Origin of the sequence: Pseudomonas sp. A2, from assembly GCF_023100865.1 — a bacterium.
GTDB classification, from domain to species: Bacteria; Pseudomonadota; Gammaproteobacteria; order Pseudomonadales; family Pseudomonadaceae; genus Aquipseudomonas; species Aquipseudomonas asiatica.
Window position 1 is genome coordinate 4317492 of record NZ_CP039127.1, and the last position, 21082, is coordinate 4338573.

20 protein-coding genes are annotated in these 21082 nt (G+C 61.2%); 5 read left to right on the forward strand and 15 right to left on the reverse strand.

All coding sequences use genetic code 11. From position 1 onward, the window contains the following. Nucleotides 1–111 precede the first annotated feature (111 nt). The 15 genes from E5221_RS19995 to E5221_RS20065 form a co-directional block, all read right to left on the reverse strand. Nucleotides 112–3678 carry a glycosyltransferase gene (locus tag E5221_RS19995; RefSeq protein WP_123083740.1) on the reverse strand — a complete coding sequence of 1189 codons (3567 nt, stop codon included), beginning with the start codon at nt 3676–3678 and terminating at the stop codon, nt 112–114. Nucleotides 3679–3754: 76 nt separating this feature from the next. Next, nucleotides 3755–5338 (reverse strand): flagellar hook-associated protein 3, encoded by a 1584-nt coding sequence (locus E5221_RS20000; RefSeq protein ID WP_123083741.1) that lies wholly within the window; start codon nt 5336–5338, stop codon nt 3755–3757. Nucleotides 5339–5351: 13 nt separating this feature from the next. Then, the gene (flgK, locus tag E5221_RS20005) at nt 5352–7385 is read right to left on the reverse strand and encodes a flagellar hook-associated protein FlgK (RefSeq protein ID WP_123083742.1); all 2034 of its coding nucleotides are present in this window, start codon (nt 7383–7385) and stop codon (nt 5352–5354) included. Between the two features lie 12 nt (nt 7386–7397). After that, nucleotides 7398–8552, reverse strand: coding sequence for a flagellar assembly peptidoglycan hydrolase FlgJ (gene flgJ, locus E5221_RS20010; RefSeq protein WP_247846310.1), 1155 nt, complete (start codon nt 8550–8552; stop codon nt 7398–7400). 11 nt (nt 8553–8563) lie between these two features. Continuing rightward, nucleotides 8564–9679, reverse strand: a complete 1116-nt coding sequence (locus tag E5221_RS20015) for a flagellar basal body P-ring protein FlgI (protein WP_013973619.1) — start codon at nt 9677–9679, stop codon at nt 8564–8566. A gap of 6 nt (nt 9680–9685) precedes the next feature. Next, complete coding sequence (flgH, locus tag E5221_RS20020) at nt 9686–10381, reverse strand: flagellar basal body L-ring protein FlgH (RefSeq protein ID WP_015271238.1); 696 nt, start codon at nt 10379–10381, stop codon at nt 9686–9688. A gap of 50 nt (nt 10382–10431) precedes the next feature. Beyond that, complete coding sequence (flgG, locus tag E5221_RS20025; protein ID WP_015271239.1) at nt 10432–11217, reverse strand: flagellar basal-body rod protein FlgG; 786 nt, start codon at nt 11215–11217, stop codon at nt 10432–10434. A 47-nt stretch (nt 11218–11264) separates the two neighbouring features. After that, entirely contained in the window at nt 11265–12005 is a 741-nt protein-coding gene (locus E5221_RS20030; protein ID WP_247846311.1) for a flagellar basal body rod protein FlgF, read from the reverse strand. Between the two features lie 274 nt (nt 12006–12279). Next, nucleotides 12280–12465: a hypothetical protein gene (locus E5221_RS20035; protein WP_015271241.1), complete on the reverse strand. Its 186-nt coding sequence runs from the start codon at nt 12463–12465 to the stop codon at nt 12280–12282. 72 nt (nt 12466–12537) lie between these two features. Next, entirely contained in the window at nt 12538–13893 is a 1356-nt protein-coding gene (flgE, locus tag E5221_RS20040) for a flagellar hook protein FlgE (RefSeq protein ID WP_015271242.1), read from the reverse strand. 31 nt (nt 13894–13924) lie between these two features. After that, nucleotides 13925–14629, reverse strand: a complete 705-nt coding sequence (flgD, locus tag E5221_RS20045; RefSeq protein ID WP_003257261.1) for a flagellar hook assembly protein FlgD — start codon at nt 14627–14629, stop codon at nt 13925–13927. Between the two features lie 15 nt (nt 14630–14644). After that, nucleotides 14645–15088 carry a flagellar basal body rod protein FlgC gene (flgC, locus tag E5221_RS20050; protein WP_247846312.1) on the reverse strand — a complete coding sequence of 148 codons (444 nt, stop codon included), beginning with the start codon at nt 15086–15088 and terminating at the stop codon, nt 14645–14647. 2 nt (nt 15089–15090) lie between these two features. Then, complete coding sequence (gene flgB, locus E5221_RS20055) at nt 15091–15501, reverse strand: flagellar basal body rod protein FlgB (RefSeq protein WP_061551262.1); 411 nt, start codon at nt 15499–15501, stop codon at nt 15091–15093. A 368-nt stretch (nt 15502–15869) separates the two neighbouring features. Further along, nucleotides 15870–16697 carry a protein-glutamate O-methyltransferase CheR gene (cheR, locus tag E5221_RS20060; protein ID WP_015271244.1) on the reverse strand — a complete coding sequence of 276 codons (828 nt, stop codon included), beginning with the start codon at nt 16695–16697 and terminating at the stop codon, nt 15870–15872. 52 nt (nt 16698–16749) lie between these two features. Then, complete coding sequence (locus E5221_RS20065) at nt 16750–17679, reverse strand: chemotaxis protein CheV (RefSeq protein ID WP_039612677.1); 930 nt, start codon at nt 17677–17679, stop codon at nt 16750–16752. A gap of 77 nt (nt 17680–17756) precedes the next feature. On the opposite strand from E5221_RS20065, the gene flgA reads away from it, so the two are divergent. The 5 genes from flgA (at nt 17757) to E5221_RS20090 (ending at nt 21027) form a co-directional block, all read left to right on the forward strand. Beyond that, complete coding sequence (gene flgA, locus E5221_RS20070; protein ID WP_015271246.1) at nt 17757–18509, forward strand: flagellar basal body P-ring formation chaperone FlgA; 753 nt, start codon at nt 17757–17759, stop codon at nt 18507–18509. Between the two features lie 164 nt (nt 18510–18673). Further along, nucleotides 18674–18988 carry a flagellar biosynthesis anti-sigma factor FlgM gene (flgM, locus tag E5221_RS20075; RefSeq protein WP_025340104.1) on the forward strand — a complete coding sequence of 105 codons (315 nt, stop codon included), beginning with the start codon at nt 18674–18676 and terminating at the stop codon, nt 18986–18988. 49 nt (nt 18989–19037) lie between these two features. Next, nucleotides 19038–19505 carry a flagellar protein FlgN gene (locus E5221_RS20080; protein ID WP_061551264.1) on the forward strand — a complete coding sequence of 156 codons (468 nt, stop codon included), beginning with the start codon at nt 19038–19040 and terminating at the stop codon, nt 19503–19505. An 80-nt stretch (nt 19506–19585) separates the two neighbouring features. Next, the gene (locus E5221_RS20085) at nt 19586–20329 is read left to right on the forward strand and encodes a flagellar brake protein (RefSeq protein ID WP_003257255.1); all 744 of its coding nucleotides are present in this window, start codon (nt 19586–19588) and stop codon (nt 20327–20329) included. 119 nt (nt 20330–20448) lie between these two features. Next, on the forward strand, nt 20449–21027 hold the full coding sequence (locus E5221_RS20090) for a hypothetical protein (RefSeq protein ID WP_015271250.1): 579 nt from the start codon (nt 20449–20451) through the stop codon (nt 21025–21027). The last annotated feature ends 55 nt before the right edge of the window (nt 21028–21082 follow it).

Below are 21082 nucleotides of genomic sequence, written 5' to 3' on the forward strand. Positions count from 1 at the left end.
ATGACTGCCCGCAACGACACACTGACGTTTAACAGAGCAGCAAACCGAAAGGGCCATAAGGCAGCCTTATCACAATACACAGAGCGCTATCACGGTGACCAGAAAGCCGTATCAATCCGCCAACCAGCCCCACTCCCAATGGCGCAGGTTGTCATCGCGCAAAACGAAATCACGCATCACCGCCTCGCGCAACTCATCCCCCATGCGATAACTGGAGGCCGGGTCTGCGAGATGCGAGCGAATCGCTTCGACCCATTCCTTGGTGCTGTTGCCATACACCCGCGTGCAAGGCAAATAACCGCGGTACGCCTCGGTATCGGTACAGATAACCGGGTAACCACAGGCGCCGTATTCCAGCAAGCGCAGGTTGCTCTTGCAGTCGTTGAAGATATGGAACTCCAGCGGGGCCAGGGCCAGATCCAGATTCAGGCTGGCAAGCTTGGCCGGATAGTTGGCCAAGGCTACCGGCGGATGAAACTCATGCACGTACGGGCGAAGCTCATCTGGGCACATGCCGAAGAACACCCAATGAACCTCATCCGCCAAAAGCCGAACTGTTTCAGCAATGATTTCCAGGTCTCCCGAATGACTGGTGCCGCCACCCCAACCCACACGTGGTTTCGAGGCCGTTGCCCTCTCGCACTTGAAAGCGCCCCAGACCTCCGGGTCGAGCATGTTCGGGACTACGCGGAAATCACTGTGCATCGAGCCCAGCGCATCTGCCAGCGCCTGGGTGGTAACGACGACACGATCACACAACCCGATTGCGCGGCGCAGGTGCTGCTCGATATCTGCCGGCTTGTTACGGGCATGCTTGTTCTTCTTCGGCGCCTTGAGCACATAGTCGTCGATCTCGTAGATACGCCGCGCACTGGAAAACCTGGCCAGCCGTTCAAGGTCGCTGACCGAGTTTTCGTTATGCCGCAACTGCACCACGATGATATCGGGATTCATGCGGGCGAGTTGGACGGTATCCGGGGACTCGTACGAAACCCGTCCGACAATACGCCCGCCAGCCTCCAGCCGGGCGAACGGTTCGGTGACCCTATACGCGCCAACTGCCGAGGCGTTCACAGGTAAAGCGAGCACCGAAGGCAGCGTCCGCGCGCAGAACGGGTCCCAACTGCCTTGCTGGCTGGCATCCAGGTCGAAATTGACACGCCCCAGCCCCAGGTTAGGATTATATGCGGGATCGCGCACGACCAACGAACGCCAACGCTCGAAAAAGACCGACTGCTGCTCGAACGTCGCGTTTGCGTGAGGCTCGCCAGAGGCTGCTCCAATCGCATACAAACACGCATAGGGCGTCCAGACGACCAGATAACCCAGGCTTCTCGCGCGCAGGCACAGATCGACTTCACCCAACCCCGCGGAAAACTGGGTGAGATCCAGACCATCTAATGCGTCAAAAACTGACTTGCGCACAATCAGACAGTCACCTGCCACCGCACTCCAGTTCTGAGTGACCTGCAGACGTTGCAAATAGCCTCGACTTTGTCCTTCTTCACCCGCACATACCAGCCCTACGCCACCACTGCCGCCTAGAACCAGGCCTGCGTGAACGACCCTGTCATGCACATCCACCAATTTGGCGCCCACGATTGCCACCTCTGGACGCTGAGCATGGTTGAGCAACTCACCTAGCCATTGGCCCTCGCGAACTTGCAGCCCCGATGAAAGCATCAGCAGGTAATCGCCGCGCGCTGTCTTAGCGGCTTCGTTGATCATCCGCCCGACATCGGCAGCCCCACTCAAACGCAATACCCGAAGTATCGCGCCGCCCACCTCGGCCATTGCATGAAGCCAGTTGCCTGCAGCGGGCTCGATATCATCAGCCGCGACCAGTACCAATTCATAGCGCGAATACGTGGTCTGCTCCAGCACCGACATGACGCAGCGCTGAACTATCTGAAACGGCTGGTTACAGGGCAGCACAAGCGTGACGAGTGGCTGCTCGGTGTGCAGATAGTCGACTCGGTTAAGTACAGGCACTTCATCGTGGCGTATCTGGTGAGCGACACCCAGACGATTCAAGTGCTCGTGAAGCACGGGCTCGCTCTGGGCAATTACCGAATCTTGCGACAGCCACTGCGCGAATCCGAGGGTCGAATGCACCTGAATCTCGGCAATATGCTCAACTGCCTGAGGGCCTTTGGCCTCCACCAACCGCCAGAGCAGATCATGCGCCGCCAGGTCTGCAAAACGTGAATCTAGGCCGCCCAGCGTAGCGAACGCTGCTCGATCGAAAGCTAGAGTACGCCCGACGTACGGATAGCTACGCATCAGGTCGATGTTGAAAGCAGGTTTGAAAATCGGCTCGCAGAGCGCGCCATCCACCCAATTATCTTCATCGCTGTAGATACAGCCCAACCCCGGCATGACGGCGATGCGCTCCGCCAGCAACAGCAACGCGGCGTCGACAAGCCTGTCACCCGCATGCAACAGGTAGACCCAATCGCTTTCAGGCAAAGCGGCTACGACTCGATTGATCTGGCCGACCCAGTCCCCCTCCAGCGCATGCTGGGCAACCCCCGACCACACACAGCCTTTGACATCAGATAACACAACGCAATCCTGGGCTGCGTAGCACTGCGCCTGAACGCTGTACACAGTCTGACTGAGCTCATCCAGGCTACCGGCCAGATCCAGTATCACTACGGCAACTCGGGGTTTGCGGGGCCAGGACTCGAAGGTACGGGGCAGCCGCTTGAGCTGTGCAGCACTCAGTTGACGCTCATCCACCCAGGCCTGATAAAGCTCGGCGTAACTTTCACTGTCACTACCGATACGGCAACGCATGGTCTGCTGCCAGTTGCCCAACAGCAACACCAGATTCATCTCGCGCCATTGACCCGGCATGAGCGAGGTGTCCGACAGTGCCCGATAACGTACCCACCCTTGCGCCGGCGCTTGCTCGCCACCACGCTGCTCCAGCATCTGACGCAGCCAGCCCCATTCGCGCACGAGCGATGCCCTCACCGCTGACTGTTTGCTCAAGCGCTGGGCATGCAGGCGTTCAATCACCAGGACATCGCCGACCAGCATCAACTGCCCGGTGCGCATCAAACAGCAGAAGAGCACCATATCCAGCAATGCCACGAACCCCTGATCATCCTGCGTCAATGCGCACAAGAAGCTCAAGACCTGCTCACGCCGCATCATCGCTGAGGAGAAGTTGCCGAGGAAATTAGCCGGGCTATCGTTCAGGATCGACAATATGTCGTTGCCATTGAACAGGCTGTCGGTGTCAACAAACCGGGCATTGGCCAAGCGCATCGGCAGCACATAGCTGTTCTCGTCGACGAACATGCGCTGAGCGAGAACCAGGCTGACCTCGCTATCATCTGCCAGACACTTTGCCTGGCGCGCCACGCATAGCGGCATCAGCCGGTCATCGTCACACAACACCTTGACCAGCTCGCCAGATGCCATCTGCACAGCTTGGACCAGATTGCCGACAAACCCAAGACGGCGCTCGTTACGAACATAACGCACCGTCCTACCGCTCTGCTCTTCAACGCAACGCACGATCGTTTCGATCTCATCCCCTTCACTGTCATCACAGACCAGGACCTCGAGGTTCTCGTAGGATTGCCCCACCGCGCTCTGCAACGCCACGGCGAAAAAGCGCGCGCTGTAGGCAGGAATGACGATGCTGACGAGGGGTTGTTCGTTCACGTTGGAGCCTTGAAAAAAGGGGCTGCGTCAGAGCGGGCACACTGACACAGCGAAGTTGAAACAGGAGGGGAAAGAATCAGATGTAATTGACCAGCGAAAGCCCGGCGACTTTCGCATACGCTTGTAGCGAAGCTTGCAGCATGTTGGTCTGCATCTGCAGGCGCAGCATCACTTCTGCCGGGTCGCTTTCACGGATCGAGCTCTGAGTCTTGGTGTTCTCGGTACTCAGCGCCTCGTTGGTCTCCGACTGAACGTCCAGCGCCTGTCCACGGCCACCGATGGCGCTGACGGACGACGAAACCTGATTGATAGCGCTGGTAATGTTACCCACGGCCGAATCCAGCGAAGCCAGGAAGTTCTGTCGAGCAACCGGATCATTATCCATCGGCGTGGTCAATGCGGTACGCAGCTTGCTGATGGTGTCCAGCGGGTTCTGGGTCTGGTGGGTATCGACCTTGACCGCAAACGAATCGCCCGCACTTGGCGCGCCCGACAATTCGAAACTGACGCCAGCCGCTGTCGCGGTAGTGCCACTCGCCCCGCCGAGCGCCCCAGACGCTATAGGGCGGCTATTGGCAGTAACCGGAGTTGCATACAGCTCGAAGGTGCTGCTGCCGGTGAACTTGAGCACCGCGCCACCGCCCGGGAAAGCGGCCTTGTAGGCAGCCTGATCGGTGATGGTCGCGCCCGTCACCTGCTCGGAGGAGGTATTGCCAGGGCTGCGGGTGCCGGAAACCTCATCGGCCTTGGAACTCAGGTTGAACGTATGCCCTGCGATAGCGGCATCTTCATTACCCTTGTCGCCGTCCTTGAAGGTGATGTCCAGGCGCAGATCGACACCGCGGAAGCTGATGCTGGTGTTGTCGCCATTGGGGTCGAACTTGCCGCCCTGGCTGGCCTCGAGCGTGACGTCATTGCCGTCGACATCGGTGATCTTGTATTCGGTGCTGCTGAGGAATTCGATGGTGTACGGCTCGCCACTGCGGAAGCGATCGTTGTACAGGCTGTTGCCGGATACCTGGCCGTTGGACAGGCTGACGCGGCCATCGTCGGTGGCCGGCGCGGTCAGGCTGGTCTGGCTACGGCTGGTGTTGAGCGCCTGCTCGAAGGCGTCGTAGCCGGTTTCATTGGCCGCCAGGCTGAGCATGTCACCCACCTGCAGGTTGAGCTTGCCCTGGTCGCCCTGGTAGCTGTAGGTGCCATCGGCATTGCGCGCGTAAGGCGGGGTATCGCCCTTGGAGCCGGAGAAGATGTACTTGCCGTTCTCGTCCTTGCTGTTCATCAACGAGAACAGCTGGTCTTCCAGCGACGCCAGTTCGTCGGCGTTGGCCTTGCGGTCGGCATCGGTGAACGTACCGTTGCCAGAGCTCACCGCCAGCTCGTTGACCCGCTGCAGGATGGTGCCGATGGAGTTCAGGGTGCTTTCGGCAGTGCCCAGGGCGTTACGTACGTTGACGATGTTGCCGCTGTACTGCTTCAGCATGTTCTGCTGTTGTTCCAGTTGCAGCAGACGCGCCGCCCCCACCGGGTCATCCTTGGCCGAACGCACGCGAATGCCATCGCTTGCCTCCTGCTGGCTCTTCACCGTCTTGGCAAAGTTGCTCTGGTAGTTGGCCTGGTTGGTGTTGTAGAACTGCGAAGTAGAGATGCGTACGCTCACGATCTACGGCTCCTTAAAGACTGTTGATCAGGGTGGCGAAGGTTTCCTGGGCCGCCTTGATGATCTGCGACGACGCGGTGTAGTACTGCTGGAACTTGACCAGGTTGCCGGTCTCTTCATCGATCGACACACCCGAAAGGCCGTTACGGCTTTCCACTGCCGAGGCATGCAGGGCAGTGGTGGCATCGCTGTCCATCTGCGCCTGGCCGGCCTTGCCGCCAACATTGGACACCAGCTTGGCGTAGGCATCGGTGAAGCTGATGCCCTTGCCGTTGGCGCCAACCTCGACCGTGGACTTGGTCTGCAGGTCGATCACCGACAAGGCGTTGCGGTTGTCTGCCGAACCTGCGCCGCTCAGCGCCACGGTATAGCTGTCGCCGTTCTTCGGCGCGCCGGAAACGCTCATCTCGAAGGTGAAATTGCCACCCAGCGAATTGCCGCTGCCATCGACCATCGGCACCGACAGCTGCAACTTGTTCTCCTGCCCCGGCACGATGGTGCCACTGCCGATTTCGGTGCCCTTGGCGTCGTACATCTTGTAGGCCTGGGGCGAACTGGTGTCATCGCCGAACACCAGCTTGACCGGGGTCGAATACTTCAGGCCAGCCTGCAATTGCGAACGCTGGGCGGCATCGTAGATGTCCATCTCCGAGGTCAGCGTCGGCTGGGTGATGACGCCGGTACCTTTGTTGCCCGATCCACTGGTGGCGGTCAGCGGCGAAGCCAAGGCCAGGCGCTTCGGGTCGGTCAGGACAGTGTCGATGCCTGCGGCGGCATTGCGGGTCGGGGTGATCTTGAAGCTGTCGCCAGCACTCAGGCCACCACCATTGAGCGACAGGGTGAACCCGTCGATCACCGGAGGCGGCGTGTCGGTTAGGTCGAAACTGCCCATGTCGGTGCCTTCCGGCAACTTGCGGACGCTGTAGCCAGTGGCGCTGGTGAAGGTCACCTGGTAATCGCTGGTGCTGAGCTTGCCGGTGTCCTTGATGGTCACATCGAGGTTGCCGGAACCGGCGCTGTTGCCGGTCTTGGCGACACTGCGCTGGCTGATGGCAGCGGCGCTGTTGATATCGCCGAACAGGGTGGCACCGAAGTCACCGTTCTTGTCGATGCCCTGGGCCAGCTGACTGTTAATCGCATCGGCTACTACCAGGGCCACGCGACCGAGCTCGTTGAGCGCCGGGTCGAGGGTATCCTTGCGGTAGCGGATCAGGCCGCCAAGTTCACCACCGGTAGTGGTGCTGGTGATGTCCATCTTGGTCGAGCCGCGATTGAGGATCAGGCTCATGCGGGTCGGGTCGGTGGCGCTCGGCTGCACGCCGATGGTCTGGGTGGTGTTGCCCAGCACCAGGGCCTGGCCGTTCTTCAGGTAGATGTCGTAGTTGCCGTTCTTCTGTTCTACAACGTCGGCACCGATCAGCGCCGACAATTCGCGCACCGCACCGTCGCGCTGGTCGAGCAGGTCGTTGGGCTGGCCATTGACGGCCGTCATCTTGGAGATCTGGCCGTTGAGGTCGGCAATCGACTGGGTCAGGGCGTTGACCTTGTCAGCGATCGACGCCATGTTGGCATTGATGTCGCTGTTCTGCTGGTTGAGCTGCGCCGACAGGGTATTGAAGCGCTTGGCCAGGGACTGCGCGCTGGTCAGCAGCAGTTGGCGCGAGGCGTCCTCGCTCGGCTTGGCCGCAGCATCCTGCATCGCACTGAAGAAGCTTTTCAGTGCAGCAGTGATACCGGTGTCGCTACTCGACAGGGCGGTATCCAGCGGCGTGATCTGGTTCAGGTACGAGGTGGCATCGCTGCTCAGCGAGGTGGTGCTGCGCAGCTGGTTCTCGAGGAACGCGTTATAGACCCGGCGCACATCCGCCAGGGTAGTACCGCTGCCGATGAACACCTGGCCGACTTGCTGCCCGCCCTTGGTCTTCTGCACGTTCTGCTGGCGCGAGTAGCTTTCGACATCGGCGTTGGCAATGTTGTTACCGAGGGTGTACATCCCCGATTGCGCGGCGCCAAGCCCCGACATACCAATGTTGATCAGACTCGCCATGGTTCCATGCCCTTAAAGTTTCGTTGCGGTACCGAGCATTGCGTAGTGCTCGTACGACTTCATCTGTCTTGCGATCTGCGAGATCTTGCTGGCGTAATTCGGGTCGGTGGCGTACCCGGCCTTTTGCAACTCTTGCACGAACTGTTCTGGTTTATCGGCGGCCTTCACTGCATCTTGATAGCGCGAATTGTTCTGCAGCAGGCTGACCAGGTCGTGGAAGCTGTCCTGGTAGGAATCGTAGGAGCGGAACGCCGCCGTCTCCTTGACGAACTGGCCATCGCGGAACTCGCTGGTGATCGCCCGCGCCTCGCCACCTTCCCAGTTGCCGGTTGCCTTGATGCCGAACAGGTTGTGGCTGCTGCTGCCATCGGTGTTGCGCATGACCGACTTGCCCCAGCCGGTTTCCAGGGCGGCCTGTGCCACCAGGTAGCGTGGGTCGATACCGATGCGCTTGGCCGCCTGCTCGGCCATCGGCAGCATGGTGGCGACGAACTCGTCGCTGTCGGCAAAGGCCTTTTTCGGTGCCAGCGGTGGCTGGGCCACGGCGCGCCCGAGGATGCGCAGGCCGTTGTCCGGCACGGCGAAGGCCTTGGCCACCTGCTGGCCGTCACGGGCAGGCACGGCTGTGGTATTGGTGCTGGCCGCCGACGGCACGATGCCGGCCATCAGGCGGTCGGTGAGCTTGCTCGGCAGCGCCAGGCGTCGCGAATTGAGCGCGGCGACGTCGTTGCGGGTGGCGGTCGACTGCGCGGCATGCACGGGCTCGGCCACCTTGTTGCCCCACAGCGTCGGGGCATTGCCCTCGATGCGCGGAAACGGGCTGGTGTTGGCCGGCGTGCCCTTGTTCTTCGACAGCTGGCGCACCAGTACGTCCTGCAGCCCGATACCGCCGCCTTCGCGGGACATGCTCACGGCCAGCTGCTGGTCGTACATGTCGCGGTACTGCTTCACCGTTTCGGTGTTCATCGGGTTGTCGTCGGCCAGCACGTCGCTGGCCTTGCGCGAGGCCTTGAGCATTTCGCTGATGAACAGCGACTCGAACTCCTGGGCCACCTTGCGCACGTTGGCGTCGCTGTCGCGATCGCCATGCTTGAGCGAGCTCAGGCGGTTGAGGTCGGTGTAGGCGCCGCTGTCGGCGCTGCCGGAAACCAGGCTTTTGCTGTTCATCCGCGCCGTCCTCAGATCACGATCAGGTCGGCCTGCAAGGCGCCGGCCTGTTTCAGGGCTTCGAGGATGGCCATCAGGTCGCTGGGCGCTGCGCCCACCTGGTTCACCGCACGGACGATTTCATCCAGCGTGGTGCCCGGGCCGAACTTGAACATCGGCTTGGCTTCCTGCTCGGCGTTGACCCGCGAGCGCGGCACCACGGCGGTCTGGCCATTGGAGAACGGCCCCGGCTGGCTGACGATCGGGTCTTCGGTAATGGTCACGGTCAGGCTGCCGTGGGTCACCGCGGCCGGCGACACCTTGACGTTCTGGCCGATGACGATGGTGCCGGTGCGCGAGTTGATGATGACCTTGGCGACCGCCTGGCCCGGGTCGATCTCGAGGTTCTCGAGGATCGACAGGTAGTCCACGCGCTGGCTCGGGTCCATCGGCGCAGTGACCCGTACCGAACCGCCGTCCACGGCCTGGGCCACGCCCGGGCCGAGCAGGTCGTTGACCTTGTCGACGATACGCTTGGCAGTGGTGAAGTCGGGGCGGTTGAGGTTCAGGGTCAGGCTGTTGCCCTGGTTGAAGCCGCTCGGCACTGCACGCTCGACGGTAGCACCGCCAGGGATACGACCGGCTGACGGAACGTTGACGGTGATCTTCGAACCGTCACGGCCCTCGGCATCGAAGCCGCCCACCACCAGGTTACCCTGGGCCACGGCATAGACGTTGCCATCGATACCCTTGAGCGGGGTCATCAGCAGGCTGCCGCCGCGCAGGCTCTTGGAGTTACCGATCGAGGACACGGTAATGTCCACCACCTGGCCTGGCTTGGCGAACGCCGGCAGGTCGGCATGCACCGACACTGCCGCAACGTTTTTCAGCTGCACGTTGCCGGAGCCGGCCGGCACCTTGATGCCGAACTGCGACAGCATGTTGTTGAAGGTCTGCAGGGTGAACGGCGTCTGGGTGGTCTGGTCACCCGTGCCATTGAGCCCCACCACCAGGCCGTAACCGATCAGCTGGTTGGAGCGCACGCCAGAAATGCTGGCGATGTCCTTCAGGCGCTCGGCCTGGGCGCCGAAGGCACAGGACAGGAGCAGGGTTGCGGCAATCAGCTGCCTCACGTTGAACATGGTCATCCGTACTCAGAAAGGCCAAAGCGGGCTGATGAAGAAGCGGTCCAGCCACCCGGGCTGGCTGGCATCGGCGAACGAGCCGGTACCGGAATAGGTGATGCGCGCGTCGGCCACGCGAGTGGACGGCACGGTGTTGTCAGTGGCGATGTCGTCGGCGCGGATCATGCCGGCTATGCGCACCAGCTCTTCGCCGGTGTTCAGGGTCAGCCACTTCTCACCACGCACGGCGATGATGCCGTTGGGCAGCACTTCGGCTACGGTCACGGTGATGGAACCGGTCAGGGTGTTGCCCTGAGTGGCCTTGCTGTCGCCCTTGGTGGCGCGCTCGCCACTGTAGCCGGCCTCCAGCGACAGGTCACCACTGCCGAACGGGTTGTTGGTGTTCGGCGTAGTGCCGAACAACGATGTCAGGCCGATGTTGGCGTTGCTGTTTTTCTGGATCTGCGAACCGGCGTTCTTGCTGGCCGATGTGCGCTCGTTGAGGGTGATGGTGATGATGTCACCCACCCGGAACGCCTTGCGGTCGCTGTACAGGTTCTGCTCGAAGCCGGCCTGGTAGATCGAACCGTTGTTGGCCGCTGCCGGCAGCGGGGTGCGCGGCAGTACCGGCGCGTAGTACGGGTCGTTGGGCTTGGGCGTCGGCGCGACGCAACCTGCCAGCAACACCGCCCCCCCCAGGGCGAAAACGGACAACAGACGATTCATGACGCTTACCTCACGGGTGCAACGGAGTGACGGGGTTAGAGCTGCCTGCTTCAGAGCTGTTGAGTAACGAACGACAGCATCTGGTCAGCCGTGGAAATGACCTTGGAGTTCATCTCGTAGGCACGCTGGGTGGTGATCATGTTCACCAGCTCTTCCACGGTGCTGACGTTGGAGTTTTCCAGGGTCTGCTGCAGGGTGGTGCCGAAACCGTTCAGGCCCGGGGTGCCGACTTGCGGCGCGCCACTGGCGGCGGTTTCGAGGAACAGGTTGTCGCCAATCGCCTGCAGGCCGGCCGGGTTGATGAAGTCGGCGGTCTGGATGTTGCCGATCACCTGCGCAGCCGGGTTGCCGGCGGTGGTGATCGACACGGTGCCGTCCTGGCCGACGGTGAAGGTCTGCGCGTCGTTCGGCACGACGATGGCAGGTTCCAGGGCGAAACCGTTGGCGGTGACGATCTGGCCGTCGGAGTTCAGGTGGAAGGTACCGTCACGGGTATACGAAACGGTGCCGTCCGGCTGCAATACCTGGAAGAAACCGCGGCCGTTGACCGCCATGTCCAGCGGGTTTTCCGTGGTTTGCAGGCTGCCGGTCTGGAAGTTCTTCTGGGTGCCGACAATGCGCACACCAGTACCGACCTGCAGGCCGGAAGGCAGCTCGCTGTCCTGGGTGGACTGCGCGCCCGGCTGGCGTTTGATCTGGTACAGCAAGTCCTGGAACTCGGCGCGATCACGCTTGAAGCCGGTGGTCGAGACGTTGGCCAGGTTGTTGGAGATGACCGTCAGGTTGGTGTCCTGGGCGGACAGGCCGGTTTTAGCGACCCAAAGAGCCGGAAGCATGTAAGTTCTCCTCGTGCGCCTGTTTTACGGCACTCGTTCAAAAGTGATTAGCCGATTTGCAAAACACGCGCCATGGCTTCGTCGCCTTCCTTGGCCGCGTTCATCATCTTCACGTGCAGTTCGAATTGACGGGACAGCGCCAGCACCGAGGTCATTTCTTCCACGGCGTTGACATTGCTGCCTTCCAGGAAGCCCGACACCACCCGCACGTTGACGTCGGCGTCTGCCGGCTGGCCGTCGCGGGTATGGATCAGGCCATCCAGGCCCTTGGTCAGGCCTTTGGTATCGGGGTTGACCAGCTTGATGCGGTCGACTTCGGCCATCACGCGCGGGTCTTCCCCCAGGGAGCGGATGCTGATGGTGCCATCGGCGCCGACTTCGACCTTCTGCTCTGGCGGAATCGCAATCGGGCCGCCGTTGCCGATCACCGGCATGCCGTTGCCGGCACGCAGCACACCGAGGGCATCGATGTTCAGGCTACCGGTGCGTACGTAGGCTTCACTGCCATCGGGTGCCTGCACGGCGATGAAGCCCTTGCCGGTTACCGTCACATCCAGATCGCGGCCGGTTTCAACCATCGGACCTTCGCTGAAGTCGGTGGCCGGGCGCTCGGTCATGGCAAAGGCGCGCGACGGAAAGCTGTCGCCGAACACCGGCATCGAGCGGGCCTGCTCCAGGTCTCGCTGGAAACCGTTGGTGGAAATGTTCGCCAGGTTGTTGGCGTGCGCCTTCTGGGCCAGCGCATTCTGGCTCGCGCCGGTCATGGCCACGTAAAGCATCTTGTCCACAGTCATCCTCCATTGCACTGGCGGTCGTTTGCCGCTCGCCGTTGCTATGCGAGCTAGAAAGCAAGTTCCGAACCAACTTTGCGAAATCATGAAAAAGCCCGTGGATACGGGCTTTCGAGGGGGCAGTCGACGTGTTGGACGCCGGTTATCCGGCGCTTGGTTGCCGATGACGGCAAACCTGTACCGGCCTCTTCGCGGGTGAACCCGCTCCCACAGGCACAGCGCGACACCTGTGGGAGCGGGTTTACCCGCGAAAAGGCCAGTACAGGTTTATTCAAGGCTCGCGGCAAGCGCCGTTGCTGTAGGGGCCGGCGAACTTCTTCCAGCCATCCCCCGGCGGCCATTGCGAGCAGACCAGGCGCCCGTCCACCTGGCTTTCCCAGCGCCACCAGGGCGCGGTACCGGCCTGAGCCTGGTACAGGCAGAAAGCAGCGACCAATGTGACAACCAGCCTTTTCATGACCCCTCCGGCAAAGACGACGAACCCCTTCATGACAAAGGGGTTCGCCCACATACACTCAGCCAGCAACCATCAGGCCATCTGGATGACGGTCTGCATGATGGTGCTTTCAGTGGAGATAGTCTTGGCGTTCGCCTGGTAGTTGCTCTGCGCCTTGATCAGCTCGACCAATTCCTGAGTCAGGTTCACGTTCGAGCCTTCCAGCGCGTTGGACTCGACGCTGCCCAGGGTACCTGTCTTCGGCGCATCGATGCCCGGGATACCGGACGTGTAGGTTTCGGTCCAGCGGGTACCACCAATCTGCTGCAGGCCCTGCTCGTTGGCGAAGCTGGCCAGGGCCACCTGGCCGATGGCGCGGGATTGCTGGTTGCTGAAGCTGGCGAACAGCACACCCGTCGAGTCGATGCTCAGGCTCGACAGGATACCGGTCGCGTAGCCGTCCTGGGACTGCGACATCCGCGCGGTCTCGGTGTTGTAGGAGGTAGTGCTGTTCATCGCCAGGCGCATGCCATCGGCATTGCCCACCGCGCCGTTGGAGATCCAGTTACCCGCAGAATCTTCCACCGCCGGCACCCAGCCGGTCATGGTGAAGGTGTTGTTGGTCACGGTGAACGACGAGCCCGCCGGGTGCCCGGTATTGTCCGCAGTCATGCTCTTGACCGAGCCATCGCTGTTGAAGCTGATGGTGCCAGTCAGCGGCACGGTGGAGGATGGGGAAAACGGGTTGCGCCCATCGACCAGGGTGTACATGGTCCACTCATTGGTGCCAGTTTTGCGATAGAACTGCTCCATGGTGTGCTCGTTACCCTGGCTGTCATACACCTTGGTCGGGAAAGACTTGGTGTAAGTCGTCTGATCGGAAGGATCGAACGGCAGGTTCGGCACCATCACGCCAGTGCCATCGTCCACTTCCAGCGGGATGTCGGCGGCCGAGGAATTCAGGTTGATGCCCTGGTCGATCAGCGATGTTGCCTTTGGCTGCAGCGCCGATGTATCGATCTGCAGATCGGTCAGCACGCCCTTCTGGATCTTGCCAGTCGAGTCGGCGGCGTAGCCCTGCAGGCGCAGGCCGTCCGAGGTAACCACGAAGTTGTCCTTGCTGGCCTGGAAAGCACCCGCACGGGTGTACACGCGCGAGCCGTTATCGGACAGCACGAAGAAGCCCTGCCCCTGGATCCCCATATCCAGCACGTTGCCGGTGGTGTTGACGTCACCCTGGGTGAACTGCTGGGAAACCGCTGCCAGGCGCACGCCGTTACCCACCTGGTTCTTGCCAACACCCAGGCGGTTGGAACCTGCATAGACATCGGCGAACTCGGCACGCGACGACTTGAAGCCATTGGTGTTGACGTTGGCGATGTTGTTGCCGGTGACATCCAGTTGCTTGTTTGCTGCGTACAGACCGCTAAGGCCGATATTGAAAGACATGAATTCGCTCCTTTTGCCGCTCTAGCGGGCCTTAGATACCGATGGTTTGCACGTCGGAGAGGGACACTTTGCCAACACCGGCGAGGTTGAGCACCATTTCGCCGGCGGCACTGAAACTGACGCTGGTCACCTTGGCTGGCAACAGCGTGTTCATCTGCACCGACTTGCCATCCACCGTGGTGGTAGCAGTGAAGGTGTAAGTACCAGGGTCGACTTTCTCGCCACTGCTGTTGGTACCGTCCCAGATGAAATCGGCGTAACCGGCTTTCTGCTCGCCCAGCTCGATGGTCTTGACGGTATTGCCGTCCTTGTCCTTGATGGTGATCTTCGCTTCGCCGATGGCTTGCGGCACGACGAACTGCGCATTGAAGCTTTCTGCGGTGTCGACCACGGCCTTGTCGTTCTGCACTACCACCGAACGCCCGACCAGCGAGGACGCCTGCAGGGCCTGGGACGAGGCCATGGCGCTGGTGATGGAGTTGACCGATTCGTTCAGCGAGGTAATGCCTTCCAGGCTGCTGAACTGCGCCAACTGGGCAACGAACTCACCGTTGTCCTGTGGGTCCAGCGGGTTCTGGTGCTGCATCTGGGTGACCAGCAATTGCAGGAACGCGTCCTTGCCGAGCGAGTCGTTGCCGGTCTTGGATGCGGTGTCCGTGGTCTTCTTGGTGCTGGTGCCTACACCCGACGCCGCGAGCACGTCGTTGAGGTTCACACCGTTGGTATCGATTGCCATGCTCTGGTTTCCTTATCACTGACCGAGGGTCAGGACCTTCTGCATCATGGCCTTGGCCGTATTCATCAGCTCGGCGTTGGTCTGGAACGCGCGGCTGGCGGAGATCATGTCAGCCATCTCTTCAACCACGTTGACGTTCGGGTAGTAGACGTAGCCGTCCTTGTTCGCCGCCGGGTGGTTGGGCTCGTAACGGGCCTCCAGATTGCTCTGGTCCTCGACGATGCCTTTTACCTGCACGCCCTGCCCTGCTTCGCCCTGATCTTCGAACAGCGACTGGCTGCCGCCGGCCTGTGCGTCGTGGAAGGTGGTGGCGAACACCGGGTGGCGGGCGCGATAGGTCTGATCGATGCTCGAAGACACGGTCTCGGCGTTGGCGATGTTGGAAGCAACGGTGTTCAGGCGCGTGTTCTGCGCACTCATGCCGCTACCGGCAATGTTGAAGACACTGGAAAGGGACATGATCATTCTCCCCGCAGGGCCGAAACCAGCCCTTTGAATTTACTGTTGAGCAAGGTGAAGCTGGCCTGGAAGCCGACGGCGTTTTCGGTGTAGTTCGATTGCTCGATCTGCGCGTCCACGGTGTTCTGGTCGATCGACGGCTGCGTTGGCGTGCGGTACTTGAGGGTATCGTCGGCCATGGCCAGGCCCTCGGCCTCGATATGGCGGCTGTTGGTACGGTCGAGACTGAAACGGCCGCCACTCTGCTGCCTGTCGCTTTCGGCAGCGAGCACCGAGGCGAAGTCCATGTCGCGCGCCTTGTAGTTGGGCGTGTCGGCGTTGGCGATGTTGTTGGCCAGCACTTCGGCGCGCTGGGCGCGGAAGCCCAGGGCCTTTTCGTGAATACCAAGCGCCTTGTCGAAGCTGATGCTCATGTCGGGGAAACCTTCGGAGGTTGACCGGAATATCGTTGGGCAAGGTATAGCAAGGGCTGTGCCAACCAACAGAAAGCCCGGAAATACGGGCTTGCAGGGCAAGGTGCTGTCAGAGTGATGCCAGAAAAGCGGCAAAGGCCTTCCGCCTTCGGGCGCGAAAGCGGCAATTGCCGGGCGGCAAAAGCGGCAAAACAAAAAATTGACGTCAGCATTTCTCCTGCGCCGGCCTCTTCGCGGGTAAACCCGCTCCCACCGGGTTCTGCACAGCTTTCAAGGTCGGCGCGGTACCTGTGGGAGCGGGTTTACCCGCGAAGAGGCCGGCACAGGCAAACAAAAAGGCCGGCAACTTTCGCTGCCGGCCCTCTTGGTTACTTCGCCTGGTAAATGATCCCCGGGCTGCACTGCACCATCTGATAATGGTCCGGCAACCCGTTCAGCGCCTCGGAAGCCCCGAGGAACAGATACCCACCCGGCTTCAAGGTACTGTGGATACGCAACAGAATGTCCTTCTTCACCTGCGCCGAAAAATAGATCAGCACGTTACGGCAGAACACCACATCGAACTTGCCCAGGCTGGCATAGCTGTCGAGCAGGTTGAACGAGCGGAACTCGACGCGGCTGCGAATCGCCGGCTTGACCGCCCAGCGCCCCGGCCCCTTGGTGTCGAAGTAGCGCTGCAGGCGCTCCTGGGACAAGCCACGGGCAATCGCCAGGCTGTCGTACTCGCCGGTCTTGCAGTTGGTCAGCATGGTGCCGGACAAGTCGGTGGCAACGATCTGCGCGCCCATCTTCAACTGGCCGAGGTTGCTACGCTCGAACTCGTCGATGGCCATCGAGATGGAATACGGTTCCTGCCCCGACGAACAGGCCGCCGACCACATGCGCAGGCGCTGGCCGGGGTTGTTGCGGATGAACTCGGGGATGACCTTGTTCTTCAGCACCTCGAACGGGTAGGTATCGCGAAACCACAGGGTCTCGTTGGTGGTCATGGCATCGACCACCTGCTCGCGCAAACCGCCGCGCGGCTGGGCCTGGATGCGCTGCACCAGCTCGCCCAGGCTCTTGATGCCCTGTTGCTCCATCAGCTTGTTGAGACGGCTGGAGACCAGGTACTGCTTATTCTCGCCCAGCAGGATGCCACAGGCTTTCTCCAGGAAGACCCGGAACTGTTCGAAATCCAAATTACCCGTAGACACTACTGCCGCCTCTTTTAAATCACTGGTGCCGGGGGGCCTGCCCCCGGCTGCTTCAATGCGTTGCCTTGATCCGGTCGACCACCCGCTGGGCCAGGTCGTCCGGCTTGAACTTGGCCAGGAAGTCATCGGCACCGACCTTCTTGACCATCGCCTGGTTGAACACCCCGGAAAGCGAAGTATGCAGGCAGATGTGCAATTTTTGCATGCGCGGATCGCTGCGGATCTCCGCCGTTAGCGTATAGCCGTCCATTTCCGGCATTTCAATGTCCGAGATCATCATCAGGAACTCTTCTTCCGGCTTCTTGCCCTCATCCACCAGCTGGCGCAGGTAGTTCAGGGCCTGACGGCCGTCATTGAGCGCCACCACCTCGACCCCCACCGTCTGCAGGCAGCGGCTGACCTGCTTGCGCGCCACCGACGAATCGTCGACGGTGAGCACCCGCAGCAGCACGGCCTTGTCCTGCACCTCGGCATCGATCACCCCGGCCGACACCGACTCGGACGACGGCGCCACTTCGGCCAGCACCTTCTCCACATCGATGATCTCGACCATGCGGTTGTCCACCCGGGTGACCGCGGTCAGGTAGTGGTCGCGGCCGGTGCCCTTGGGTGGCGGATGGATCTCTTCCCAGTTCATGTTGACGATGCGCTCCACCGAGTGCACCAGGAAGCCTTGGGTCTTGGTGTTGTACTCGGTGATGATCACGAAACTGTTGCGCGTGTCTTCCTGCAGCGGCCGCAAGCCGGTGGCCATCGACAGGTCGAGGATCGGGATGGTCGCCCCGCGAATATTGGCAACACCGCGCACCACCGGGTGCGCCTTGGGCAGCAGGGTCAGCGCAGGGCATTGCAGCACTTCCCTGACCTTGAATACGTTGATGCCGTAAAGCTGCTCGCCATTGAGGCGGAACAGCAGCAATTCCAGGCGATTCTGCCCCACCAGCTGCGTGCGCTGGTTGACCGAATCCATAACACCTGCCATGCCAGACTCCTTTATGTTTCAGCCTTTCGTTGCAACTCAGTTAGCGAGTCGGCACGGGCTTTGCTTTTTTGAGCGCCATGTACACGAAAACGACATTTTTCCGACGATTGACGCGCCTGCTGACTGGCTCGCTGGCCATGCTGTGCCTTCTGGTGCCCGGCGTTCGCACGGTAGCGGACGCGTTTACCTTGCCTGAACAGCTTATCGGTGTCACTCAAGGGTTTCTTGAATTCAGCGTCGAAGATTATCTGGCCACCACCCAGACCGCCGGCCGTTACGAGATCCAGGTCAACCCGCTGGACCCGCGCCTGCGCATGCCGCTGTGCAGCCAGCAGCTGGACGCCTCGCTGGAAAGCCCGGCTCAGCCGCTGGGCCGCGTCACGGTGAAGGTACGCTGCGAAGGCTCAGCGCCCTGGACCGTGTTCGTGCCGGCCACCGTGCGGCTGTTCCGCGACGTGGTGGTGGTGACCCGGCCGCTCAAGCGCGACAACGTGGTGGGCGAAGGCGATGTGGCCCTGCGCGAGCGGGATGTCGGCACCCTGGGCCAAGGCTTCCTGACCGAACTGGAACAGGCGGTAGGCATGAAGATGCTGCGCCCCACGGTGATCGACCAGGTACTCACCCCGCAACACCTGGAACAGGCCGAGGTGGTGCGCAAGGGTGACCACGTGGTGATCATCGCCCGCAGTGGCAGCCTGAGTGTACGCATGCCCGGGGAAGCCCTGAGTAAGGGTGGCCTGAGCGAACAGATCCGGGTGCGCAACCTCAATTCCAAACGGGTGATCAAGGCCAGGGTGACCGGCCCTGGGCAGGTCGAGGTAAGTATGTAGCCAGCCCACTGATTTGCGCTGGCGGTGAGGAACCGCTTTTCCTAAACTGTGTCAGAAAACGGGTTCGCGAGCTTGCTGACAGGCGGCTATGCATTTGTGCCTAAAGTTTCTTTCGGGTTGGCCGAAAACAAGGCAAGCGTCCAAATACCCAGAGGTTTCTGATCATGGTCATCGACTTCAGTCGTTTGAATAACTCTCCGTCCGTCACGGGCGGCGTGCGCGGCAACACCGCGAACGGCAGCGCCGAAAAACCGGCAGCCAGCCAGGAAGCGGCAACCGCCACCAGCGCCAGCGGAGAAGCGGTACACCTCAGCCAAGAGGCCCAGCAGTTGCAGAAGATCAGCGACAAGCTGCGCGACGAGCCGGTGGTCAACAGTGCCCGTGTGGCCCAGTTGAAACAGGCGATCGCCGACGGCAGCTACCAGGTCGATGCCGGCCGGGTCGCCAGCAAACTGCTCGATTTCGAAGCCCAGCGCTGACCGTTCGGCGCGCTGACTTCACGGACGCTAGAAAAGCCAAGAGTTAGCCATGCACGACACCACCTTGCTGCAACTGATCGAAGATGACATTGCCCCGATGCAGGAACTGCTGGACCTTCTGCAAAAGGAAGCGGTCGCCCTGCATGGCCGCGACATGGCGCCACTGGAGAATATCCTGGCCCGCAAGCAGTCTTTGATCGTGCTGCTGGAGCAGCAAGGTCTGCGGCGCAACAACCTGCTTTCCAGCCTTGGCCTGAGCCCTGATCGCGCCGGAGTGGAGGCCGTGGCGGCACAATCGCCGAACGGTGAACTGCTGCTGCAGCAACTCGATGTGATCAGCCAGTTGATGCAAGCCTGCCAGCAGCTCAACGAGACCAATGGCCGGATCATCCAGGTGCAGCAACACGTCACCAACAACCAGATCCGGATCCTCATGGGCGGCGATTCTCCGTCGCTCTACGACAGCCGCGGCAGCACCTCGCCGCTGGCCAAGCCACGGGCGCTCAGCCAAGTGTGATTTTTTCTATCAAGGCACGGAACATACTGGCAAAATGCCGTTAATTGCGTGTGTCGCTTTTGCCTGGAGAACGATAAGCCGTGTTCAATGAATCCGATGCCCCGCAGCCGCCAAAGGTGCTGAACACCCCTTTGGAGATTGCGGCCAACTTGCGGCAGCTGCAGGAAAGCCACGACCCCCTGATCATCACCTTCCACGACCGCAGCCAGCGCTTCCAGAGCTACGTGGTGCACGTGGACCGTGAAAGCAATACCCTGGCGCTGGACGAAATGATCCCGCGCGACGGTGAGAAGTTCATCGAGAACGGCGAACACTTCCGCGTCGAAGGCTTCCACGATGGTGTGCGCATCGCCTGGGACTGCAACCACGAGTTGAAGATCAGCGAAGTCGACGGCCACCGCTGCTACCGCGGCGCCATGCCTCTGGAGATGACCTACCACCAGCGCCGCAATGCCTTCCGCGCCGCGCTGAAGCTGTCGCAGCTGGTCGATATCATCCTCGATGGCACCCACCTCAAGGGCAACGGCGCCCTGCGTGGCAAGCTGCTGGACATCTCCGCCACCGGCTGCAAACTGCGCTTCGAAGGCAATGTCGAGGATCGCCTGCAACTGGGCCAGGTGTACGAGCGTTTCAAGGCGGGGAACCCGCTGGGCCTGGTCGACACCATGGTCGAGCTGCGCCACCTGCATTACGAAGAGCGGATCAACACCACCTTTGCCGGCGTGCGCTTCCATAACCTTACCGGGCAGGCGCAGCGCAAGGTCGAGAGCTTTGTCTACCAGCTGCAGCGTGAGGCACGGCGCTTCGACAAAGACGATTATTGAGTGCAGGCCCACTGTGCGGGTGTAGCGCACAGCACCTGGGCGTGGTGCGCTTCCAGGTTACCTATGGCTCCGCGGCTGCTTAGTGTACTTGTACCCAAGCGACCGCCGAGGAGCCCACAATGATCCAAGCCAATTTCACCGCCGAACTCCACTGCCAGCATGGCCAGGTGGGAGTGGTCGACACCCCGCTGTACGTTCACCCCCTATTCTCCCTCGATCAGGATGGCTGGCTATGCACAGAGCACCAGCGCGGGGACAGCCCGAGCTTCAAGCCCATCACTTTCGCGTTCCGTTTCCTGAAGCACCAGGGCGAGCGAACGCACTATGCGATCAACGGCGCCGAGACCTGGGAATATTTTGGTTCGAGCCTGGAGCGCAACCGCAATGGCTGGGTAGGCTTTTATGCGACGCATATCGTTGGCCGGATCATCGGCAACGCCAATCTCGCAGAGGCTTTCTATGAGGCCATAGAGGGCAAAGGGCAATGGAAGATCGAAACGCTCAGCCCCTGGGACGGCCGCCTGGAAACAGCCGAAGAAGTGCCCTTCTACCTGCGTGACCTGAACGGTTACCGGGTGGCGCTGGCCAGGTCCACCTATACCCGGGACAAGGTCAAGCGCCATTACTGGTTCCTCAATGCCAGTACCAAAGAGGGCGAGATACTGGTCTTCAACCTGAAGAACATAAAGCCAGCCTGACTCGCCAGGGGCACCGGACATGACCGGCACCCTTCGAGGGGCAGGCCAACAGGCC

Excerpts from the sequence above, each read along its gene's own strand:
- flgK (WP_123083742.1), bottom strand. The coding sequence starts at position 7,385 with ATGGCGAGTCTGATCAACATTGGTATGTCGGGGCTTGGCGCCGCGCAA.
- flgJ (WP_247846310.1), bottom strand. The coding sequence starts at position 8,552 with ATGAACAGCAAAAGCCTGGTTTCCGGCAGCGCCGACAGCGGCGCCTAC.
- E5221_RS20015 (WP_013973619.1), bottom strand. The coding sequence starts at position 9,679 with ATGACCATGTTCAACGTGAGGCAGCTGATTGCCGCAACCCTGCTCCTG.
- flgH (WP_015271238.1), bottom strand. The coding sequence starts at position 10,381 with ATGAATCGTCTGTTGTCCGTTTTCGCCCTGGGGGGGGCGGTGTTGCTG.
- flgG (WP_015271239.1), bottom strand. The coding sequence starts at position 11,217 with ATGCTTCCGGCTCTTTGGGTCGCTAAAACCGGCCTGTCCGCCCAGGAC.
- E5221_RS20035 (WP_015271241.1), bottom strand. The coding sequence starts at position 12,465 with ATGAAAAGGCTGGTTGTCACATTGGTCGCTGCTTTCTGCCTGTACCAG.
- flgE (WP_015271242.1), bottom strand. The coding sequence starts at position 13,893 with ATGTCTTTCAATATCGGCCTTAGCGGTCTGTACGCAGCAAACAAGCAA.
- flgD (WP_003257261.1), bottom strand. The coding sequence starts at position 14,629 with ATGGCAATCGATACCAACGGTGTGAACCTCAACGACGTGCTCGCGGCG.
- flgC (WP_247846312.1), bottom strand. The coding sequence starts at position 15,088 with ATGTCCCTTTCCAGTGTCTTCAACATTGCCGGTAGCGGCATGAGTGCG.
- flgB (WP_061551262.1), bottom strand. The coding sequence starts at position 15,501 with ATGAGCATCAGCTTCGACAAGGCGCTTGGTATTCACGAAAAGGCCCTG.
- E5221_RS20065 (WP_039612677.1), bottom strand. The coding sequence starts at position 17,679 with ATGGCAGGTGTTATGGATTCGGTCAACCAGCGCACGCAGCTGGTGGGG.
- flgA (WP_015271246.1), top strand. The coding sequence starts at position 17,757 with ATGTACACGAAAACGACATTTTTCCGACGATTGACGCGCCTGCTGACT.
- flgM (WP_025340104.1), top strand. The coding sequence starts at position 18,674 with ATGGTCATCGACTTCAGTCGTTTGAATAACTCTCCGTCCGTCACGGGC.
- E5221_RS20080 (WP_061551264.1), top strand. The coding sequence starts at position 19,038 with ATGCACGACACCACCTTGCTGCAACTGATCGAAGATGACATTGCCCCG.
- E5221_RS20090 (WP_015271250.1), top strand. The coding sequence starts at position 20,449 with ATGATCCAAGCCAATTTCACCGCCGAACTCCACTGCCAGCATGGCCAG.